The 16,375-nt window shown below is 43.8% G+C and carries 17 protein-coding genes; 12 read left to right on the top strand and 5 right to left on the bottom strand.

Features of this window, described 5'->3' with window-relative positions:
* Positions 1-4: 4 nt before the first annotated feature.
* The 12 genes from GM173_RS07260 to GM173_RS07205 all read left to right on the top strand — a co-directional run bounded on the left by GM173_RS07260 (position 5) and on the right by GM173_RS07205 (position 13,093).
* The gene (locus GM173_RS07260) at positions 5-745 is read left to right on the top strand and encodes a flagellar basal body rod protein FlgF (protein WP_203570694.1); all 741 of its coding nucleotides are present in this window, start codon (positions 5-7) and stop codon (positions 743-745) included.
* 17 nt (positions 746-762) lie between these two features.
* Positions 763-1,548 (top strand): flagellar basal-body rod protein FlgG, encoded by a 786-nt coding sequence (flgG, locus tag GM173_RS07255; protein WP_203570693.1) that lies wholly within the window; start codon positions 763-765, stop codon positions 1,546-1,548.
* Between the two features lies 1 nt (position 1,549).
* The gene (locus GM173_RS07250; RefSeq protein WP_239078416.1) at positions 1,550-2,224 is read left to right on the top strand and encodes a flagellar basal body L-ring protein FlgH; all 675 of its coding nucleotides are present in this window, start codon (positions 1,550-1,552) and stop codon (positions 2,222-2,224) included.
* The gene (locus tag GM173_RS07245; protein WP_308439585.1) at positions 2,224-3,339 is read left to right on the top strand and encodes a flagellar basal body P-ring protein FlgI; all 1,116 of its coding nucleotides are present in this window, start codon (positions 2,224-2,226) and stop codon (positions 3,337-3,339) included. The genes GM173_RS07250 and GM173_RS07245 overlap by 1 nt, the downstream gene beginning before the upstream one ends.
* Positions 3,340-3,486: 147 nt before the next feature.
* Complete coding sequence (gene flgJ / locus GM173_RS07240) at positions 3,487-4,422, top strand: flagellar assembly peptidoglycan hydrolase FlgJ (protein ID WP_203570691.1); 936 nt, start codon at positions 3,487-3,489, stop codon at positions 4,420-4,422.
* Between the two features lie 31 nt (positions 4,423-4,453).
* Positions 4,454-6,475 carry a flagellar hook-associated protein FlgK gene (flgK, locus tag GM173_RS07235; RefSeq protein WP_203570690.1) on the top strand — a complete coding sequence of 674 codons (2,022 nt, stop codon included), beginning with the start codon at positions 4,454-4,456 and terminating at the stop codon, positions 6,473-6,475.
* A 28-nt stretch (positions 6,476-6,503) separates the two neighbouring features.
* Positions 6,504-7,826: a flagellar hook-associated protein FlgL gene (gene flgL, locus GM173_RS07230; protein ID WP_203570689.1), complete on the top strand. Its 1,323-nt coding sequence runs from the start codon at positions 6,504-6,506 to the stop codon at positions 7,824-7,826.
* 59 nt (positions 7,827-7,885) lie between these two features.
* Entirely contained in the window at positions 7,886-9,241 is a 1,356-nt protein-coding gene (gene radA, locus GM173_RS07225) for a DNA repair protein RadA (RefSeq protein WP_203570688.1), read from the top strand.
* A 116-nt stretch (positions 9,242-9,357) separates the two neighbouring features.
* Positions 9,358-9,684, top strand: a complete 327-nt coding sequence (gene trxA, locus GM173_RS07220) for a thioredoxin TrxA (protein WP_203570687.1) — start codon at positions 9,358-9,360, stop codon at positions 9,682-9,684.
* Positions 9,685-9,819: 135 nt separating this feature from the next.
* On the top strand, positions 9,820-11,076 hold the full coding sequence (gene rho / locus GM173_RS07215; RefSeq protein WP_203570686.1) for a transcription termination factor Rho: 1,257 nt from the start codon (positions 9,820-9,822) through the stop codon (positions 11,074-11,076).
* An 87-nt stretch (positions 11,077-11,163) separates the two neighbouring features.
* Positions 11,164-11,373, top strand: a complete 210-nt coding sequence (gene rpmE / locus GM173_RS07210; RefSeq protein WP_203570685.1) for a 50S ribosomal protein L31 — start codon at positions 11,164-11,166, stop codon at positions 11,371-11,373.
* Positions 11,374-11,464: 91 nt separating this feature from the next.
* Positions 11,465-13,093, top strand: a complete 1,629-nt coding sequence (locus GM173_RS07205) for an ArnT family glycosyltransferase (RefSeq protein ID WP_203570684.1) — start codon at positions 11,465-11,467, stop codon at positions 13,091-13,093.
* Between the two features lie 2 nt (positions 13,094-13,095).
* Here the strand turns inward: GM173_RS07205 and GM173_RS07200 are convergent, their stop codons facing one another.
* The 5 genes from GM173_RS07200 to GM173_RS07180 all read right to left on the bottom strand — a co-directional run bounded on the left by GM173_RS07200 (position 13,096) and on the right by GM173_RS07180 (position 16,318).
* Positions 13,096-13,266: a DUF3149 domain-containing protein gene (locus tag GM173_RS07200; RefSeq protein ID WP_203570683.1), complete on the bottom strand. Its 171-nt coding sequence runs from the start codon at positions 13,264-13,266 to the stop codon at positions 13,096-13,098.
* Between the two features lie 70 nt (positions 13,267-13,336).
* A complete protein-coding gene (locus GM173_RS07195) occupies positions 13,337-15,148 on the bottom strand; it encodes a GGDEF domain-containing protein (protein WP_203570682.1) in 1,812 nt (603 codons plus the stop codon).
* A gap of 61 nt (positions 15,149-15,209) precedes the next feature.
* Positions 15,210-15,704 (bottom strand): YajQ family cyclic di-GMP-binding protein, encoded by a 495-nt coding sequence (locus GM173_RS07190; RefSeq protein ID WP_203570681.1) that lies wholly within the window; start codon positions 15,702-15,704, stop codon positions 15,210-15,212.
* A gap of 78 nt (positions 15,705-15,782) precedes the next feature.
* Positions 15,783-16,094 carry a pyrimidine/purine nucleoside phosphorylase gene (ppnP, locus tag GM173_RS07185; protein ID WP_203570680.1) on the bottom strand — a complete coding sequence of 104 codons (312 nt, stop codon included), beginning with the start codon at positions 16,092-16,094 and terminating at the stop codon, positions 15,783-15,785.
* 23 nt (positions 16,095-16,117) lie between these two features.
* Entirely contained in the window at positions 16,118-16,318 is a 201-nt protein-coding gene (locus GM173_RS07180) for a DUF2788 domain-containing protein (RefSeq protein WP_203570838.1), read from the bottom strand.
* Between the last annotated feature and the right edge of the window lie 57 nt (positions 16,319-16,375).

The following is a 16,375-nucleotide window of genomic DNA, read 5'->3' as shown; positions in this document are numbered from 1 at the left end:
TGATATGGATCGTCTCATTTATGTTGCGATGACTGGTGCCAAGCAAGCGGAGTTTCGCCAGTCTATTGTTGCCAACAATTTAGCTAATACCGCAACGACCGGTTTTCGTGCGGATTTGGCCGCCTTTCGAGCCGTTCCCGTCTTGGGAGGGCCAGGCTTACCCACCAGAGCGTTTGCCATTGAGCAAGATACTGGGGCTGACTTATCTGGCGGTGCTTTTCAGCAAACGGGGCGTGAACTCGACGCTGCAGTGATGGGGGAGGGTTGGTTTGCGGTGCAAAGCGCGACGGGCGAAGCCTATACCCGTAATGGTAGTTTTGTTGTTGATGCGACGGGCTTGTTAAAAACGTTCGCTGGGCAAGTGGTTGAAGGCGAAAATGGCCCGTTGACAGTGCCAGAGAATACTCAGCCTTCTATTGCAGCAGATGGTACTGTTTCTGCCGTCGATTTAAGTAATCCTGCTCAAACAGTTGAGGTGGGGCGACTGAAATTGGTCAATCCGCCAGCCGCTGAAATGGAAAAAGGTCTGGATGGCCTGTTCCGCAGGCGCAATGGTGAAGCGGCTCAGGCAGACGCTAATGTTCGTTTGGCGGTGCGGGGGGTTGAAGGCAGCAATGTGAATGCTGTCGATCAATTGGTAAATATGATTTCGACGCAGCGTCATTACGATATGCAAATTAAATTGCTGCAAACGGCAGAACAAAACTCGCGCTCAGCGGCGTCTTTGCTGACGCTCAATGGTTAAAATAGGATAAGAAAACGATGATTCGCTCGCTTTGGACCGGTAAAACGGGCATGGACGCCATGCAGTTTAATGTTGATGTAATCTCCAATAACTTGGCGAACGTCAGCACCAATGGCTTTAAACGTGAACGCCCAGTTTTTGAAGATTTACTTTATCAAAACCTGCGTCAGCCTGGCGCGGCGAGCAGTCAGCAAACTCAACTACCAACAGGTTTGGACGTAGGAACGGGTGTGCGGCCTGTAGCAACGGCTCGGCAATTTATGCAAGGCAGCTTGCAGTTGACTGATGGTCCATTAGATATGGCAATTAATGGACAGGGATTTTTTCAAATTGCCAAGCCGGATGGCACCACCGCCTATACGCGTGATGGTACATTCCAAGTCGATAGCCAAGGTGCTGTGGTGACATCGAGTGGCTACCCACTGCAGCCTGCTTTGCAAGTGCCACAAGGCACGACGAAGGTGACGATTGCTAAAGATGGTACTGTTTCAGCCATCATTAATAATGATTCAGCTGCGCCAGTGCAACTAGGTAATATTCAGCTGGCTACATTCATTAATCCGCCGGGGTTGCAAGCGGTGGGGGAAAATTTATTCCTTGAAACGGCAGCTAGTGGTGCGCCGACTGTGGGTACTCCTGGAACTAATGGCCTAGGGGCGATTAATCAAGGCTACGTTGAAGCGTCTAATGTCAATGTGACCGAAGAGTTGATTAATATGATTCAAGCGCAACGTGCGTACGAAATGAATTCGCGATCAGTGCGTACTTCTGATGAAATGTTGCAAAAATTGGGTACTTTATAAATTGATTAAGCTACGTTTACTTGCATCGCTATTGTTGGTGATGACTTTGAGTGCTTGTATCGCGCCGCAGTCGATTGTGACGCAGCCTGTCACTGCGCGACCCCAGCAAGACATCGTGACGCACAATAATAATGGTTCTATTTTTCAAGCCAACACGGCTAAATTATTGTTTCAAGAGCCCAATGCGCGTCGTATCGGCGATGTTGTGATTATTAATATTGAAGAAAATCTATCTGCCGTCAGCTCGGCCAATAGTGGCGCAGATAAAAGTGGCACTTTGGCTTTAAGTGGTAAAACTGACTTACCTTATATGCCTGCCTTTATCAATAAAATGCTGAATGCGAGTGCAGATGTGACGACGAGCAATACATTTGCAGGTAAAGGTCAAACCAATAGTTCGAACACATTTAGGGGCACCATTGCCGTGACCGTCGTGGATGTCTTGGCCAATGGCAATCTTGCTATTGGAGGTGAAAAGCAAGTTGCAGTGAATGGACAAACCAGTCTAATTCGTTTTACTGGTGTCATTAATCCAAACGATATTCGAGCGGGAAATACGATTTCATCGACGCGTGTCGCCGATGCCCGTATTGAGCAGGTGGGGCAAGGACCGATTGCAGATGCCAATACCATGGGCTGGATGCAGCGTGCATTTATGTCGGTATGGCCATTTTAATGCTGATCGTAAAGGGAAGTCGTATGCATCGCGTGATTGTTGCAGTAACACTGTGTGTGCTCTCGCTCTCAAGCATGGCAGAACCACTAAAGCAGCTGGCAAGTTTTGCTGGCGTGCGAAACAATCAACTAGCAGGCTATGGCTTAGTGGTCGGTTTGGATGGTACGGGTGATCAAACGACGCAAACGCCGTTTACCGTTCAGTCCATCATTAATATGCTCACTAATATGGGCATTCAGGTGCCATCGGGTGGTAATTTGCAATTAAAAAACGTAGCTGCGGTTACAGTCACTGCGACATTGCCGCCGTTTGCTCGCCCGGGGCAACCGCTTGATGTTGTTGTTTCTTCGATCGGTAACGCGCGCAGTTTACGTGGTGGAGCCTTGCTGATGGCCCCCCTTAAGGGCGCAGATGGTCAAATTTATGCGATGGCCCAAGGTAATTTGGTGGTTGCAGGTGCCGGTGCCGCGGCTGCGGGTACTAGTGTTCAAGTGAATCAGCTTGCAACCGGTCTGATCCCTGCTGGTGCAACAGTCGAGCGCGCGGTTCCGACTTTATTGGGAAATGGTGAATTTGTTCAGCTTGAGTTGCTGAAAACTGATTTTTCCACGGCAAGCCGTGTGGTTAATGCAATTAATACTCAAATTGGCGCGGTGGCGACTGCGTTGGATGGCCGTGTAATTCAAGTTCGTGCGCCACAAGATCCCAATCAGCGTGTGGCATTTCTTGCACGATTAGAAACGATTGATGTGGTGCCTGCGCCTGTTAATCCGAAAGTGATAATTAATGCTCGAACTGGCTCTGTGGTGATGAATCAGGCTGTCACGGTTGAAGCGTGTGCGATTGCGCATGGCAATTTGACGGTAACGATTATTGCAGATAACCAAGTCGCGCAGCCGAATGCGGTAGTGGGTGGACGTCCGCAACGGGTGCAGAACGCTGAAATTGATATTGAAACGGGTAAAGGCCCTGTGGTGAAGTTGCCGAAGGCGACCTCGCTGAATCAGGTTGTGCGAGCTTTAAACTCAGTGGGCGCAACGCCGCAGGATTTATTGGCTATCTTGCAAGCGATGAAGGCTGCCGGAGCATTAAATGCAACACTTGAAGTGATTTGACCTGGGTATGTGATTGTAGATCTTCTATGTGCTGATGTTCTGCGATATACCCAATCTAATTTTATATTCATGATTTTATTCTTAATGTCGGCACGTTCCTTGCTTTAAATTGAGTCGTCAAAGCAAATTGGGCACCGGAGCCGCATCATGAAATCTGCTAGCAATGCGATTCAGAACACATTGGCAATTGACCCAACTGCGGTCAGTAAAATTCGTGCGGCAAATCGTGCGGATTCTGCTGAGGGAACTAAAGCCGTTGCGCAGCAATTTGAAGCCTTGCTGATGCAACAAATGCTCTCTGCAATGCGCTCAGCAAACCCAACAGATGGGATGAATCAAAGCAGTGGCGTAGAAATGTTCCGTGGCATGCATGATCAGCAGTTGACTCAAATGTGGTCGAGCAAAGGCAGTTTAGGCTTGGCAGATATGATCGCTCGGCAAATTCAGGTCCAACAAAATCCAAGTCTATTAAAGCAAGTTCAGCGCCGTGGCGCTGATCCATTTAATGCACGTGGATTTGATTTTTCCTTCGCTAATAAAATGAATCCCTTAACGGCAAAATCTGCCGCTACATTACCGAGTGTTGCCGATAAAGCAGTCTCTGCCGTTGGCGATTTTCTGGGTAAGCTAAGTGGTGTAGCCCAAACGGTCGCCGCCGACTTAGGCGTCGCGCCCCATATTTTATTGGCTCATGCGGCGTTAGAAACCGGCTGGGGCAAGAAAACCATCAATGATGCGGCCGGTAAAGATTCATTTAATCTATTTGGTATCAAAGCGGGATCGAGTTGGAAAGGCAAAACCACGGATGTGTTGACGACAGAGTTTGTCGATGGCGTGTCGCAAAAACGAATTGAGAAATTTCGTGCATATGATTCTTACGCTGAAGCATTTGCTGATTATGCGAGTTTGATGAAAAAACGATTTGGCGATGCCTTGGGTCAAGGTGGTGATGCGATTGGTTTTGCCAAAGCGCTGGCAAAAGATGGCTATGCGACGGATCCGCAATACGCCCAAAAATTAGCACGTGTGGCTGATAGTGTTGCCGCCCGTTTAGGTGTTAATAACTCAAGACTGGGCGCTTAACGCCGATAAGTAAGGATAGGAGTAAAGAATCATGGCCTCATCTGTATTTGGTATTGGCGTTTCTGGTTTAAATGCCGCTAATTTGGGTTTAACGACCACCGGGCATAATATTGCCAACGTGAATACAGATGGTTTTTCACGGCAAGGCATTCGACAAAGTGCGCCTTTTCCACAGTTGTCCGGTAGTGGTTTTAATGGCTTAGGAGTGAAAGTTGATTCGATTGTTCGGGTCTACGATCAATTTTTGACCAAAGCCGTTGAAGTAGCACAAACGCAGTCGAGTTATCAAAATACGCGCCTATCTCATTTGGCTGAAATTAATAATATTGTCGCAGATCCTACGGCAGGGGTTTCGCCGGCGTTACAAGATTTTTTTTCGTCGGTACAGAATGTTGCAACCAATCCTGCGAATCCGCCGTCACGTCAGGCAATGTTGTCAAGTGCACAAACCTTGGTGAATCGCTTTCAGGTATTTTCTCAGCGCCTTAATGAGCAGCGTGCTGCTCTAAATGGCGAAATTAGCAATACGGTCAGCAGTATTAATGCCTATGCCGCACAAGTGAGTGATCTGAATAATAAAATCGTGGTGGCACAAAGTAGTGGGCAGCCGCCGAATGATTTATTAGATCAACGTGATTTATTAGTGCGAGATTTAAACAAGTTAATTAAAACCACATCACTGCCGCTGAGTGATGGGTCAATTAATTTGTTTGTCGGAAATGGCCAAGGCTTAGTGGTTGGTTCTCAAACTTATACTTTGGGCGCAGTGCCAAATCCTGCAGATCCTGAAAGTATGTCGATTAGTTATGAGCAAAACGGCACTTCTATTTTGTTACCTGATAATTTGGTCAGTGGCGGTCAATTAGGGGCTTTGCTTGATTACCGTCGTCAATCTTTGGATTTGGCGCAAAATAGTTTAGAGCGTACTGCGCTTGGTATGGTGAATACATTCAATCAGCAACATAAAGCAGGTCAAGACTTAAATGGAAATTTGGGTCAAGACTTTTGGTCTTATCCAACGACTAATTTGGCAGCGGGCATCGATGTGCCAAAAATTGGGGTGGTGCGTCCAAACGCAAATAACACCGTTCCTGCGACTGCAAGCCTTACTGGTTATATCCAAGATATATCAAAGCTAACTACGAGTAATTATGAGTTAGCATATGATGGTACCAACTATACATTGGCTAATTTGAGTGACGGCAGTAAATATACTTTACTGCCTGCCGAGGCAGCAGCGCTGACTACGCCTGCAGGTTTTTCTACCGCAACTGGTTTGTCGCTCTCTTTAACAGCAGTGCCAGCTGCCGGCGATCGATTTACCATTATGCCGCTCAAAGGTTTTATCGATCAAATGGGGATCAAGATTACTGATCCGCGTGAAATTGCTGCAGCCGGTCCTGTTGTTGCGGTTGAGCCTAAAGCCCCTGCTGCGTTAAATACCGGGACATTAAAAATTACCCAGCCAGATCCTGTCGCGCAAACTTCGGTCACGACGGACCCATCGTTAAATCCAAATTTATTTACCCCGGTAACATTGACATTTGTACCTGATGCCTCGGTTGTTCCGTCTGGAATGGCATTTACCGTTGCTGGGGCTGTGCCGGCAGTAGTTGGTAATGTGCCATATAAAGCAGGGGCGACAATTAGCTACAACGGTTGGACAATGAAGTTAGATGGTTTGCCAGCAAATGGTGATAGTGTGACGGTGCAAAAAAACGTTAGCACTGCAAGTTCTGATAATCGCAACGCGCTTGCTTTGGGTAAATTGCAGACGACTCGAATTTTGGATGGAAATACAGCTACATACCAAGAGTCTTATGGCCGAATGGTAGCAACGGTAGGTACGCAAACCAGTGAAGCGACTATTATGTCTAAAGCGCAGGATAAGTTGTTGGCTAATGCTGAGAGTAGTCGAGATTCAGTTTCTGCTGTGAATTTAGATGAAGAGGCTGCAAATTTACTTCGCTATCAGCAAGCTTATCAAGCTTCAAGCAAAGTGATTCAGATCGCTCAAAAGGCGTTTGACGAGATTGTTAATTTAGGACGATAAGTCTGGACTAAATTAGGGGTAAATTAAAATGCGCATTGCAACCACCACATTGTTTAATAGAAGTAGTGCTGCATTACAACAGCATCAAGCTGATCAAGCTAAGCTTCAGGCTCAATTATCGTCTATGCGAAAAATTTTGACTCCAGCGGACGATCCAATCGCATCTGCTCGAGTACTAGATATCTCACAAGCTAAATCAATTAACGAGCAGTACGCAACAAATAGTGCCGCAGCAGATTCATTTATGCGCTTGAGTGAGTCTACATTAAATCAAGTGACCGCAGCTATTCAAAATATTCAGCAGCTTGCAGTTGCTGCGGGGAACCCCTCACTCACTGCATCAGAAAAAAAAATGCAGGATGCTGAATTACAAGGCCGATACCAAGAGTTACTTGGATTGGCCAACACAACCGATGGACAGGGTAATTATTTGTTTTCTGGGTTTAGGGGAGATACGAAACCATTCACAGAAAGCGCTTTCGGCCAAGTTAGCTATAACGGGGATGATGGTAAACGGTTAGTGCAAATTTCTGATGGCAGACAACTACCGATTTCAGAGTCCGGCAGTGACATCTTTCAAAGAATTAAAAATGGGAATGGTACTTTTGTTACGGCTTATAACTCTGCCAATACGGGGAGTGGTATCGTCAGTCCTGGTGAGGTACTGGATCCTAAGAAATGGCAATTAGCACCTGCGCCGCGTGATTTCAGTATTCAGTTTCAAGTTCTGCCCGATCCTGCGAACGCTAGTAAAACAATTACAACTTACGATTTAGTAAACACGACCACTAATGTTTCTTTGATTGATGGCGCAACTGTACCTCGCGCGCCCGGTACAGCATTACCTCGAGTTTATGCAGAGAATGGTGATATTGAGTTCAAACAATTAGCGACAGATCCTGTTGCGGTTCCTGCATGGGATTTTGGTGTGAAAATGAATGTAAAAGGAAGCCCAAGTGCTGGCGATCAGTTTTCAGTTAAGCCAAGTACTCATGTCGATTTGTTTGCAACAATCGGTGCACTGTCGACTGCGCTGAATTCATATCAAGTTGGTGCAACCGGGGCTGCAGCATTTCAAAATCAATTGAATACCGCGTTGTCGGATTTGTCCAATTCCCTAGGGAATATAGTAACCTCACAAGCATCACTGGGCTCAAGGATGCTCGAAACTGACTCGGTAAAAGATACAACTGAAGACTTGAAATTGCAGTACGCTAAAACCTTATCAGGATTACAAGACTTGGATTACGCGTCGGCTTTAAGTGATTTTGCTCAAAACCAAATGTTATTAGAAGCTACGCGGAAAACATTTTCTCAAGTGCAAGATTTGAGTTTGTTCAAGTATATTTAATTATGTTGCATATTTTTTGATACGCGGCTCGCTTTGCGAGCCGTTTCGATTTGGAATCTATGAGTAAAGTTAAAACAACGTATGTATGCCGTGAGTGCGGGGGCATTTCGCCCAAATGGCAAGGGCAATGCCCACAATGTGGGGATTGGAATACGCTGGATGAGAATATTGCTGAAGTAAAAGCTGTGAGCGGAAGATTTCAATCTCTCGCCGCTGACGGAGCAATTAAGAATTTATCTGAAGTGAATGCAGAAGAAGTGCCTCGCATTCCGACTCAGTTGCTTGAATTAGATCGAGTTCTTGGTGGAGGGCTTGTTCCTGGAGGCGTGGTTTTAATTGGTGGTGATCCTGGTATTGGTAAGTCAACTTTGTTATTGCAAGCCTTGGCTAGCTTGTCTGATACTCAGGCGGTGCTCTATGTGAGCGGAGAGGAGTCGGCGCAACAAATCGCGTTGCGTGCACGTCGCTTAGGCGTGTCTACGGCGAAAGTTCGACTTTATCCTGAGATTAGTTTAGAAAAAATTTTATTGGCGCTTTCAAATGAGGTGCCTAAAGTCGTAGTGATTGATTCTATTCAAACGATGTTTACTGAGGCATTAACTAGTGCTCCGGGCAGCGTTGCGCAGGTTCGTGAGTGTTCGTCACAATTGACTCGTTTTGCGAAACGACACGGCACATCAGTTTTATTGGTGGGTCATGTTACCAAAGATGGTGCGATCGCAGGTCCTCGCGTTTTAGAGCACATTGTTGATGCGGTCTTATATTTTGAAGGCGATACACATTCAAGTTTTCGTTTAATTCGAGCAATTAAAAATCGTTTTGGTGCCGTCAATGAGTTGGGCGTTTTTGCGATGACCGATAAAGGATTGCGTGAGGTTGCTAATCCTTCGGCAATGTTTCTTAGTCAGCATGCAGAGCCTGTTGCAGGGTCTTGTGTGATGGTGACACAGGAGGGAACTCGGCCTATGTTGGTTGAGGTGCAGGCTCTTGTTGATGATGCGCACTCACCGCAAGTAAAGCGATTAGCTCTTGGTGTAGAACAAAATCGCCTTGCACTTTTATTAGCAGTTTTACATCGTCATGCAGGCATTGTCGCGTTTGATCAGGATGTGTTTATTAATGCAGTGGGTGGAGTACGTATCGCTGAGCCGGCTGCGGATTTGGCAATGTTAATAGCAATAGTTTCATCGTTAAAAAATAAGCCACTACCAGCAAAAATAGTGATTTTTGGAGAAGTCGGTTTAGCTGGTGAGGTTCGACCAGTACAGCGGGGGCAAGAGCGCTTAAAAGAAGCCGCTAAATTAGGCTTTACTCACGCTATCGTGCCAAAGGCAAATCGACCGCGGCAGCAGATAGAAGGAATGACAGTAACAGCAGTTGAGCGCTTGGATGAGGCGGTTGCGGCTGCATTCTAAAATTAATTAGCACCTTGAAATTTATCTTTTTGGCCGCATAAGTATATACATGGCCATCATACATGGCGTATTTTATTAGGCTTAAATGCTTAACATGAAATCACCGGAGAACCTGAATGAGTGAAAATATCCTACATGTTACTGATGCAACATTTGAAGCAGAAGTGCTGCAAGCGCAACAGCCTGTTTTGGTTGATTATTGGGCTGAATGGTGCGGCCCATGCAAAATGATTGCTCCAATCTTGGATGATGTAGCCGTTGAATATGCTGGAAAACTGAAAATTGCAAAATTGAATATTGATGAAAACCAAGCTACCCCGCCAAAATTTGGTATTCGTGGTATTCCAACTTTAATGTTGTTTGTTGGTGGTGAAGTTAAATCAACCAAAGTTGGCGCTTTGTCTAAATCCCAATTGACTGCGTTTATCGATAGTAATATTTGACACTGCAGCTAAATCCGTATACGCTTCAAAAAAGTAAGGTTATGTGGGGCATAGATTTATGCTTCACATAGCATACCCCTTCTAGAAAACTCTGTAATACCCTCTCCTTTACATATATTTTAAGCGTAATTATTTATGCATTTGTCTGATCTAAAACATTTGCACGTCACTGAACTAGTCGAAATGGCGATTAGTTTTGAAATTGACGGTGCCAACCGAATGCGCAAGCAAGATTTAATTTTTGCATTGCTTAAAAATCGAGCAAAAAAAGGGGAGAGTATCTTTGGCGAGGGGACTCTTGAGGTCTTACCTGATGGTTTTGGCTTTCTTCGTAGTCCTGATACTTCATATCTTGCCGGGCCAGATGATATTTACGTTAGTCCAAGTCAGATTCGTCGATTCAATCTACATACGGGTGACTCGATTGAAGGTGAAATTCGTATTCCTAAAGATGGAGAGCGTTACTTTGCATTGGTCAAAGTAGACCGTGTGAATAGTGATGCCCCTGAGGCTTCTAAAAATAAGATTTTATTTGAGAATTTAACTCCACTGTTTCCTACCGAGCGACTTAAGCTAGAGCGTGATATTCGCGCAGAGGAAAATATCACGGGCAGAGTGATTGATTTGATGGCTCCGATTGGTAAAGGGCAACGCGCATTGCTCGTCGCTCCGCCTAAGACGGGCAAAACAGTCATGCTACAGCATATCGCTCATGCGATTACTACGAATCACCCCGAAGTAGTTGTAATTGTACTTTTGATTGATGAGCGCCCTGAAGAAGTAACAGAGATGCAGCGCTCGGTCAAAGGTGAGGTCGTTTCGTCTACATTTGATGAGCCAGCAACACGTCACGTGCAAGTTGCTGAAATGGTGATTGAGAAAGCCAAGCGATTGGTTGAGCATAAAAAAGATGTCGTTATTTTGCTAGATTCCATTACACGATTAGCGCGTGCTTACAATACTGTTGTTCCATCGTCAGGTAAGGTATTAACGGGGGGGGTTGATGCTAATGCCTTGCAAAGACCGAAGCGTTTCTTTGGTGCTGCACGTAATATTGAGGAAGGCGGTAGCCTAACTATTATTGCCACTGCACTGGTTGATACTGGCAGCCGTATGGATGATGTTATTTATGAAGAGTTCAAGGGAACTGGTAATAACGAAATTCAGCTTGATCGCCGTATGGCTGAGAAGCGAATTTTTCCTGCAATTAATATCAATAAGTCGGGTACGCGTCGTGAAGAACTGTTGATAAAATCTGAGCAGTTGCAGCGAATTTGGGTTTTACGTAAGTTATTGCACCCTATGGATGATCTTGAAGCGATGGAATTTTTGATGGATAAACTCAAGTCGACTAAATCTAATCTTGATTTTTTTGATTCGATGCGTCGTTAAATCTTGCAGTTTGTCGATTGTTTTGCGATAATCCCACACTTTGCAGCGTCGGCAAATTCCCGGCGCCCGTACTCCCAAGGAAAAATAATGAAAGCAGATATTCACCCAAATTACAAAGAAATCAATGTGACATGCTCTTGTGGTAGCGCATTCAAAACTGCATCTACTTTAGGCAAAGATCTGCACGTTGAGGTTTGCTCAGAGTGCCACCCATTTTATACTGGCAAGCAAAAAATCGTTGATACGGCAGGCCGTATTGAGAAATTCAATTCTAAATTTGCGCGTTTTGCTCGTTAATTTAGTTTTACCAATAAAAAAGGCAGCTTAATCGCTGCCTTTTTTTATTGGTGTATGCCAAAATTATTGTAAACAACCAATTAAATATGACATGCTGACTTATCAATCTTCACAAGATATATCAATTACTCCGACAAAAGGGCAGGATAAGCCTTGGCTGTTACTTTTGCTTTGTTGTTTTTGGTTAATTCCTGGTTTGGTTGGCCATGATCCGTGGAAGCCAGATGAAAATGTGAGCATGGCGATTATTTCTTATTTCATGCGTCATTCCGATTGGACTGTTGCCTCAATCGCGGGTGTACCACAGTTTAGTCAAGCTCCGCTTTATTTTTGGGTAGCAACCTTATTTGTGAATGCTTTGTCATGGTTTGGGGTTGCTGCGCATGATGCGGCACGACTGAGCACTGGTTTTTGGATGGCGGTAGGTTTGTGGGGTGTTGGATTAGCTGGGCGTGAACTATTTGGTCGTAGAAATGGGCGCCTTAGTGTTGTGATTTTGCTCGGCTGTTTGGGGTTACCACTATGGGGGCATCATATTTCCCCTGCAGTGGTGCTGTTGGCTGGATTTGCTTGGTATGTTTATGCGCTTGCATTAGCGCTTAAGCAACCTTTAAGAGCAGGCGTACTCCTCGCATGTGTATTTATTGTGTTATTAACGGGAGCGAGCTGGGCTGATGCATTGTTCGCGGTCTTATTTGCCATTTTTCTTTTTGTGTTTCCACAGTGGCGAAAATTTAGCTATTTAATTACTCTGATTACCGCGATTTTAATTGCAATACCGATTGCTGCATTATGGGGGTACTCGCTCAAGGCGAATTCGAGTGAGTTATTTCAAACCTGGTGGCGATATTATGCATGGGGCCCCTTTGGCGGAGCCAGATCTTTTGCTGTAGGCACTTCTGTTGGTTTTTTACCCACACTTCTTATTTGGTTTGCTTGGCCCGCTTTACCTTTAGCTGCATGGTCGGTTTATTTGTTTCGTAAGGAGCTATGGCAACCACACTGGCAGCTATTAATCAGCGCATTATTTTTTAAATCTCTTTTTATTATGTTGGCAACGCAGCAAAGCGAAGCTTTAGTTCTGCCGTTATTAGTGCCTTTGGTTTTGCTTGCTAGCGGCGGGGTTGATGAGTTGCGTCGGGGAGCAGCTGCTGCATTAAATTGGTTTAGTTTAGTTACTTTGGGCTTGGCTGCATTAGTAATTTGGCTTATATGGATCGGCTTAGTGACTGGTATGCCTTTAACTTTAGTCGATTATTTTGCCCGCTTTAGCCCAGCTGATGTGCATTGGAAGGGCTGGGGGTTTGTATTTGCACTATTGGTGACATTGGTATGGGGTAGAGTCTTGTTCAGAAAGCAGCCACTAGGTCGTCGTGCGCTGACTAATTGGACGAGTGGGTTAACACTGGTGATCGGTTTATTAGTTGGCTTATTTCAAACTTGGATTGATGTCGGCAAGTCATACCGACCAGTAGCAGAAAGTCTATCCGCCTTCATGGACGGGAAACATGCGCAATGTATCGATGTGAGTACGATTGCAAAAGATCCAACTGCTGCACTAGTTTATTTTACAGATTTAGCTCTTGATGCAAGACCTGATAACGAATGCCTATTTGTGATTAGACAAACAGCGAGTAAGGAAAGTGCCACTCCTGAAGTCTTATGGAGTGGCCATCGCTTAGGTGATCAGAAAGAAATATTTAGCCTTTACCGGCGCTAGACTTAATGCGTCTCTTGCTCATTGTTTAGATTTTTATCGGCTAACTCTGCTTTAACGTGCCGTTGTACAAAAAAGTAAAGATAAATCGCCATAACGATGACAAAGCTAATTGTAAACAAACTCAAAATACCAACGGTAGAAGAAAGAATAACGCCCAGTGGTGAATTTAACATATTGTTCTCCTAGAAGTTTACGATATCTAATCGTACTTCTTGACTGAAGGTGTTGATGGAGGTCAAGAATTTATTCTAGTGATGAATCAAAGTTTGTAACTCGGTTGCGGCCATTATTTTTAGATGAGTACAGTGCTAGATCTGCGCGTTTAAGTGCAAAGTCTATCATCTCATCTTGATGAGTGACTTCTGTTACACCAATACTGCTGGTGATGTTAATGATCTGGCCATTTTTTAACTTAATTTGCCTATTTTCAATTGTGGCGCGTAGTCGCTCAGCCACTTTGAGCGCTTCTTCGACTGAGGTTTCAGGCAGAAGTGCGGCAAATTCTTCACCACCTAGTCGACCTAATAGATCAATATCACGTAAAATTTCTTGGCATGTTAAAGCGATGATTTGGATAACAAGGTCACCAGCGTCATGCCCGAAGTTATCATTAACTCGTTTAAAATGATCAATATCCAGCATCATTAAGCTAGCATTTTTCTTCAGTCGCTGAATTCTTTGAATTTCTTTATTTGATGAATTAATAAAATGGGCTCGATTATAAAGCCCAGATAAGTGGTCGGTCGTTGCTTGGTGTTTTAGTTCGGCTTCTAATCGCTTTTGTGCGCTAATGTCGGCTATGCCAATTAGTAAAGTTTGAGTCTCTGCAACATCAACTAACGACATTGATACATTAGCCCAGAATGATTCTCCGGTATTTCTTATTAAAATACATTCTAAACTTTGTGATGTTGATGATATGCTGATTGCACTAATTTGGCTTGTAAAGCTGTCTCTGTCTGCATAAATTTCGAAAACTCGCTTTGAAAGCGCACTTGCTTGTGGCATGTCTAAGATTTGTGCCGCAGGTTTGTTAATATAAATAATTAACTTATCTTGCGCTCTTGCCAAGATCAGGCCAATTGGCATGGCCTCAATCATTTGACGGAAACGAGTTTCACTTGCACTAAGTTTAGATTCTTTCAAGAATAAGGCTTGATTTAATCGTTTGGCACGAATGAGTGAGTAGAGTATTTGTAATAATAATCCAAGCATTAACACGCAGACCAGAATGTAAACTACAGTATTGTTTTTCCAAGTGGTAAAGCGTTCATGATTTTCATTGAATAATGCGATATTAAGTGGAATGTTAGTTACTTTGCGTAGATTAAGTTGACTCGATTGATTTTTTCTGTTGTTAGTGAAAGAGCTTGACTGCTGCTTCGAACTTAAAAAATATTTAATGATATCTAGGTTATCGCTAAAGTTGATCTGCCTTGAGGTTTTATACAAAACATTAAGATTCTTATCGAATAAAATGATTGAACTATTCTGGTTATTGCTCAGAATATTTATATTTTCTATTAACTGGTGAATGCTGATTTTGGTAAGAAGGATAAAAGGATTTTCTTGGTTGTTATTGATTTGCTGGTAAATGTAAATGCTGCCTGTTTCTGCATCTATCAATAGTTGATTTGAGTTTTTCAACGAGGTTATGGGTAGAAAAGCATTCGAAATGGTGCTGTTTTCTCTGCTTGCTGAGCTAATTATATTGCCAGAGTTAGTAATTGCGATTGCGCTAATTGCTGGAGAGCGGGCTAAGTAAATATTGAGTATTTCAGATATTTTGGCAGTATTAATTTCATTTTGCTTGCCGTTACTTAGGATTGGCAACAGTGTACCTGCTGCAATTTCTTGAATAAATTGAGCCTCTTTTAGCTTTGTACGGAGCTCGTGTTCAACTGCAATCCCAATATTTTCAGTTTCCAACTGATGACGTTTGGCTTCCGCGCGGTAGGAATTAGTGACCTGAGTGGCCAGTAGCCACAATATGCCAATTGCAAGCAAAAGTGAGCCAAAAACGACAAGGTAGAGCTTTTTGGACTGCCAAGTCATAAGGATCAGCCAAGATTAAAGTGTTACTTTATATTAGCTGAGCCTTATGGAAAAGCGGAAATTAATCGCGAAAATTTTGATACTGCAGCGGAAAATCGCTGATTGATTTACGCATCAAGGCAATCACACCCTGTAGCGTGTCGCGGTCTTTCCCCGTTACACGTACTTCATCACCTTGAATGGCGGTTTGGACTTTAAGTTTTGAATCTTTAATGATGCTGATGATTTTTTTGGCGAGTTCTTTATCGATACCATCTTTGATCGTTAATACTTGCTTTACTTTGTTGCCAGAGACTTTCTGAATGTCGCCTTGTTCTAGTCGTTTGCTACTTTCAGGTTCTTTTTTTTCTAAAGCAGGAAATACGATATCTTTAATTTGATCGAGCTGAAATTCAGAATCACCGTTCAAGGTGATGAGTTTGTCTTTTTCATTTAATTCGACTTTGGCACTAGTGCCTTTAAAGTCGTAACGATTAATGATGGTTTTGGCCGCCACATCAATCGCATTTTTTAATGCCACCATATCGGTTTCAGAAGTAATGTCGAAAGAAGGCATAGTGAGGCTCTCTTGAGAAATGAAAATGATGAATTAGATCTAGCGCAGGATTGGCGCTAGATCTTCGGTTTACAATGCTTAGGCGAAATGACAAACGTAGTGTAGTGTTTCGATCGTTTCGATATCAAAGCTTGAATTACCAGGGACTTCAAATGATTGACCAGCAGAGTATGTCTTTGCAGATGCTTCACCTGCTAAGGTTACATTGCATACCCCGGCAATAACTTCCATGATTTCAGGAGCGCCAGTATTAAATTTGAGTTGAGAAGGCAAAATAACGCCGACGGTTTTTTTGCTGCCATCTGCAAAAATAACAGTGTGGCTAACGCATTTGCCATCAAAATATACATTACCTTGTTTTAATACTGATACATTATCAAATTGGCTCATTTTGCTATCCTTTAGGATGAGTTTTAAGGTGATAGGACTTTGCTGAGGATTTCTTTAACAATAAAGCCGAGCATGCCAAAACCGAGGACAAAAAACAGCATGATCGTACCAAATTTACCTGCTTTAGATTCTTTGGCTAAATTGTAAATAATGAAACCCATGTAAATCATGAGGCCACTGCACAAAATGGTGACAGACAAGGTCGTAAATTGACTTTCGTCCATCTTTAATAGTGCGTCAAGCATGATTAGTCTCTGGATTGTGCATGAAAACGGCTCAGA

The sequence above is a fragment of the Deefgea chitinilytica genome (assembly GCF_016881405.1).
In the GTDB taxonomy this organism is placed as follows: domain Bacteria; phylum Pseudomonadota; class Gammaproteobacteria; order Burkholderiales; family Chitinibacteraceae; genus Deefgea; species Deefgea chitinilytica.
This window is presented reverse-complemented; position numbering and strand designations above follow the sequence as displayed.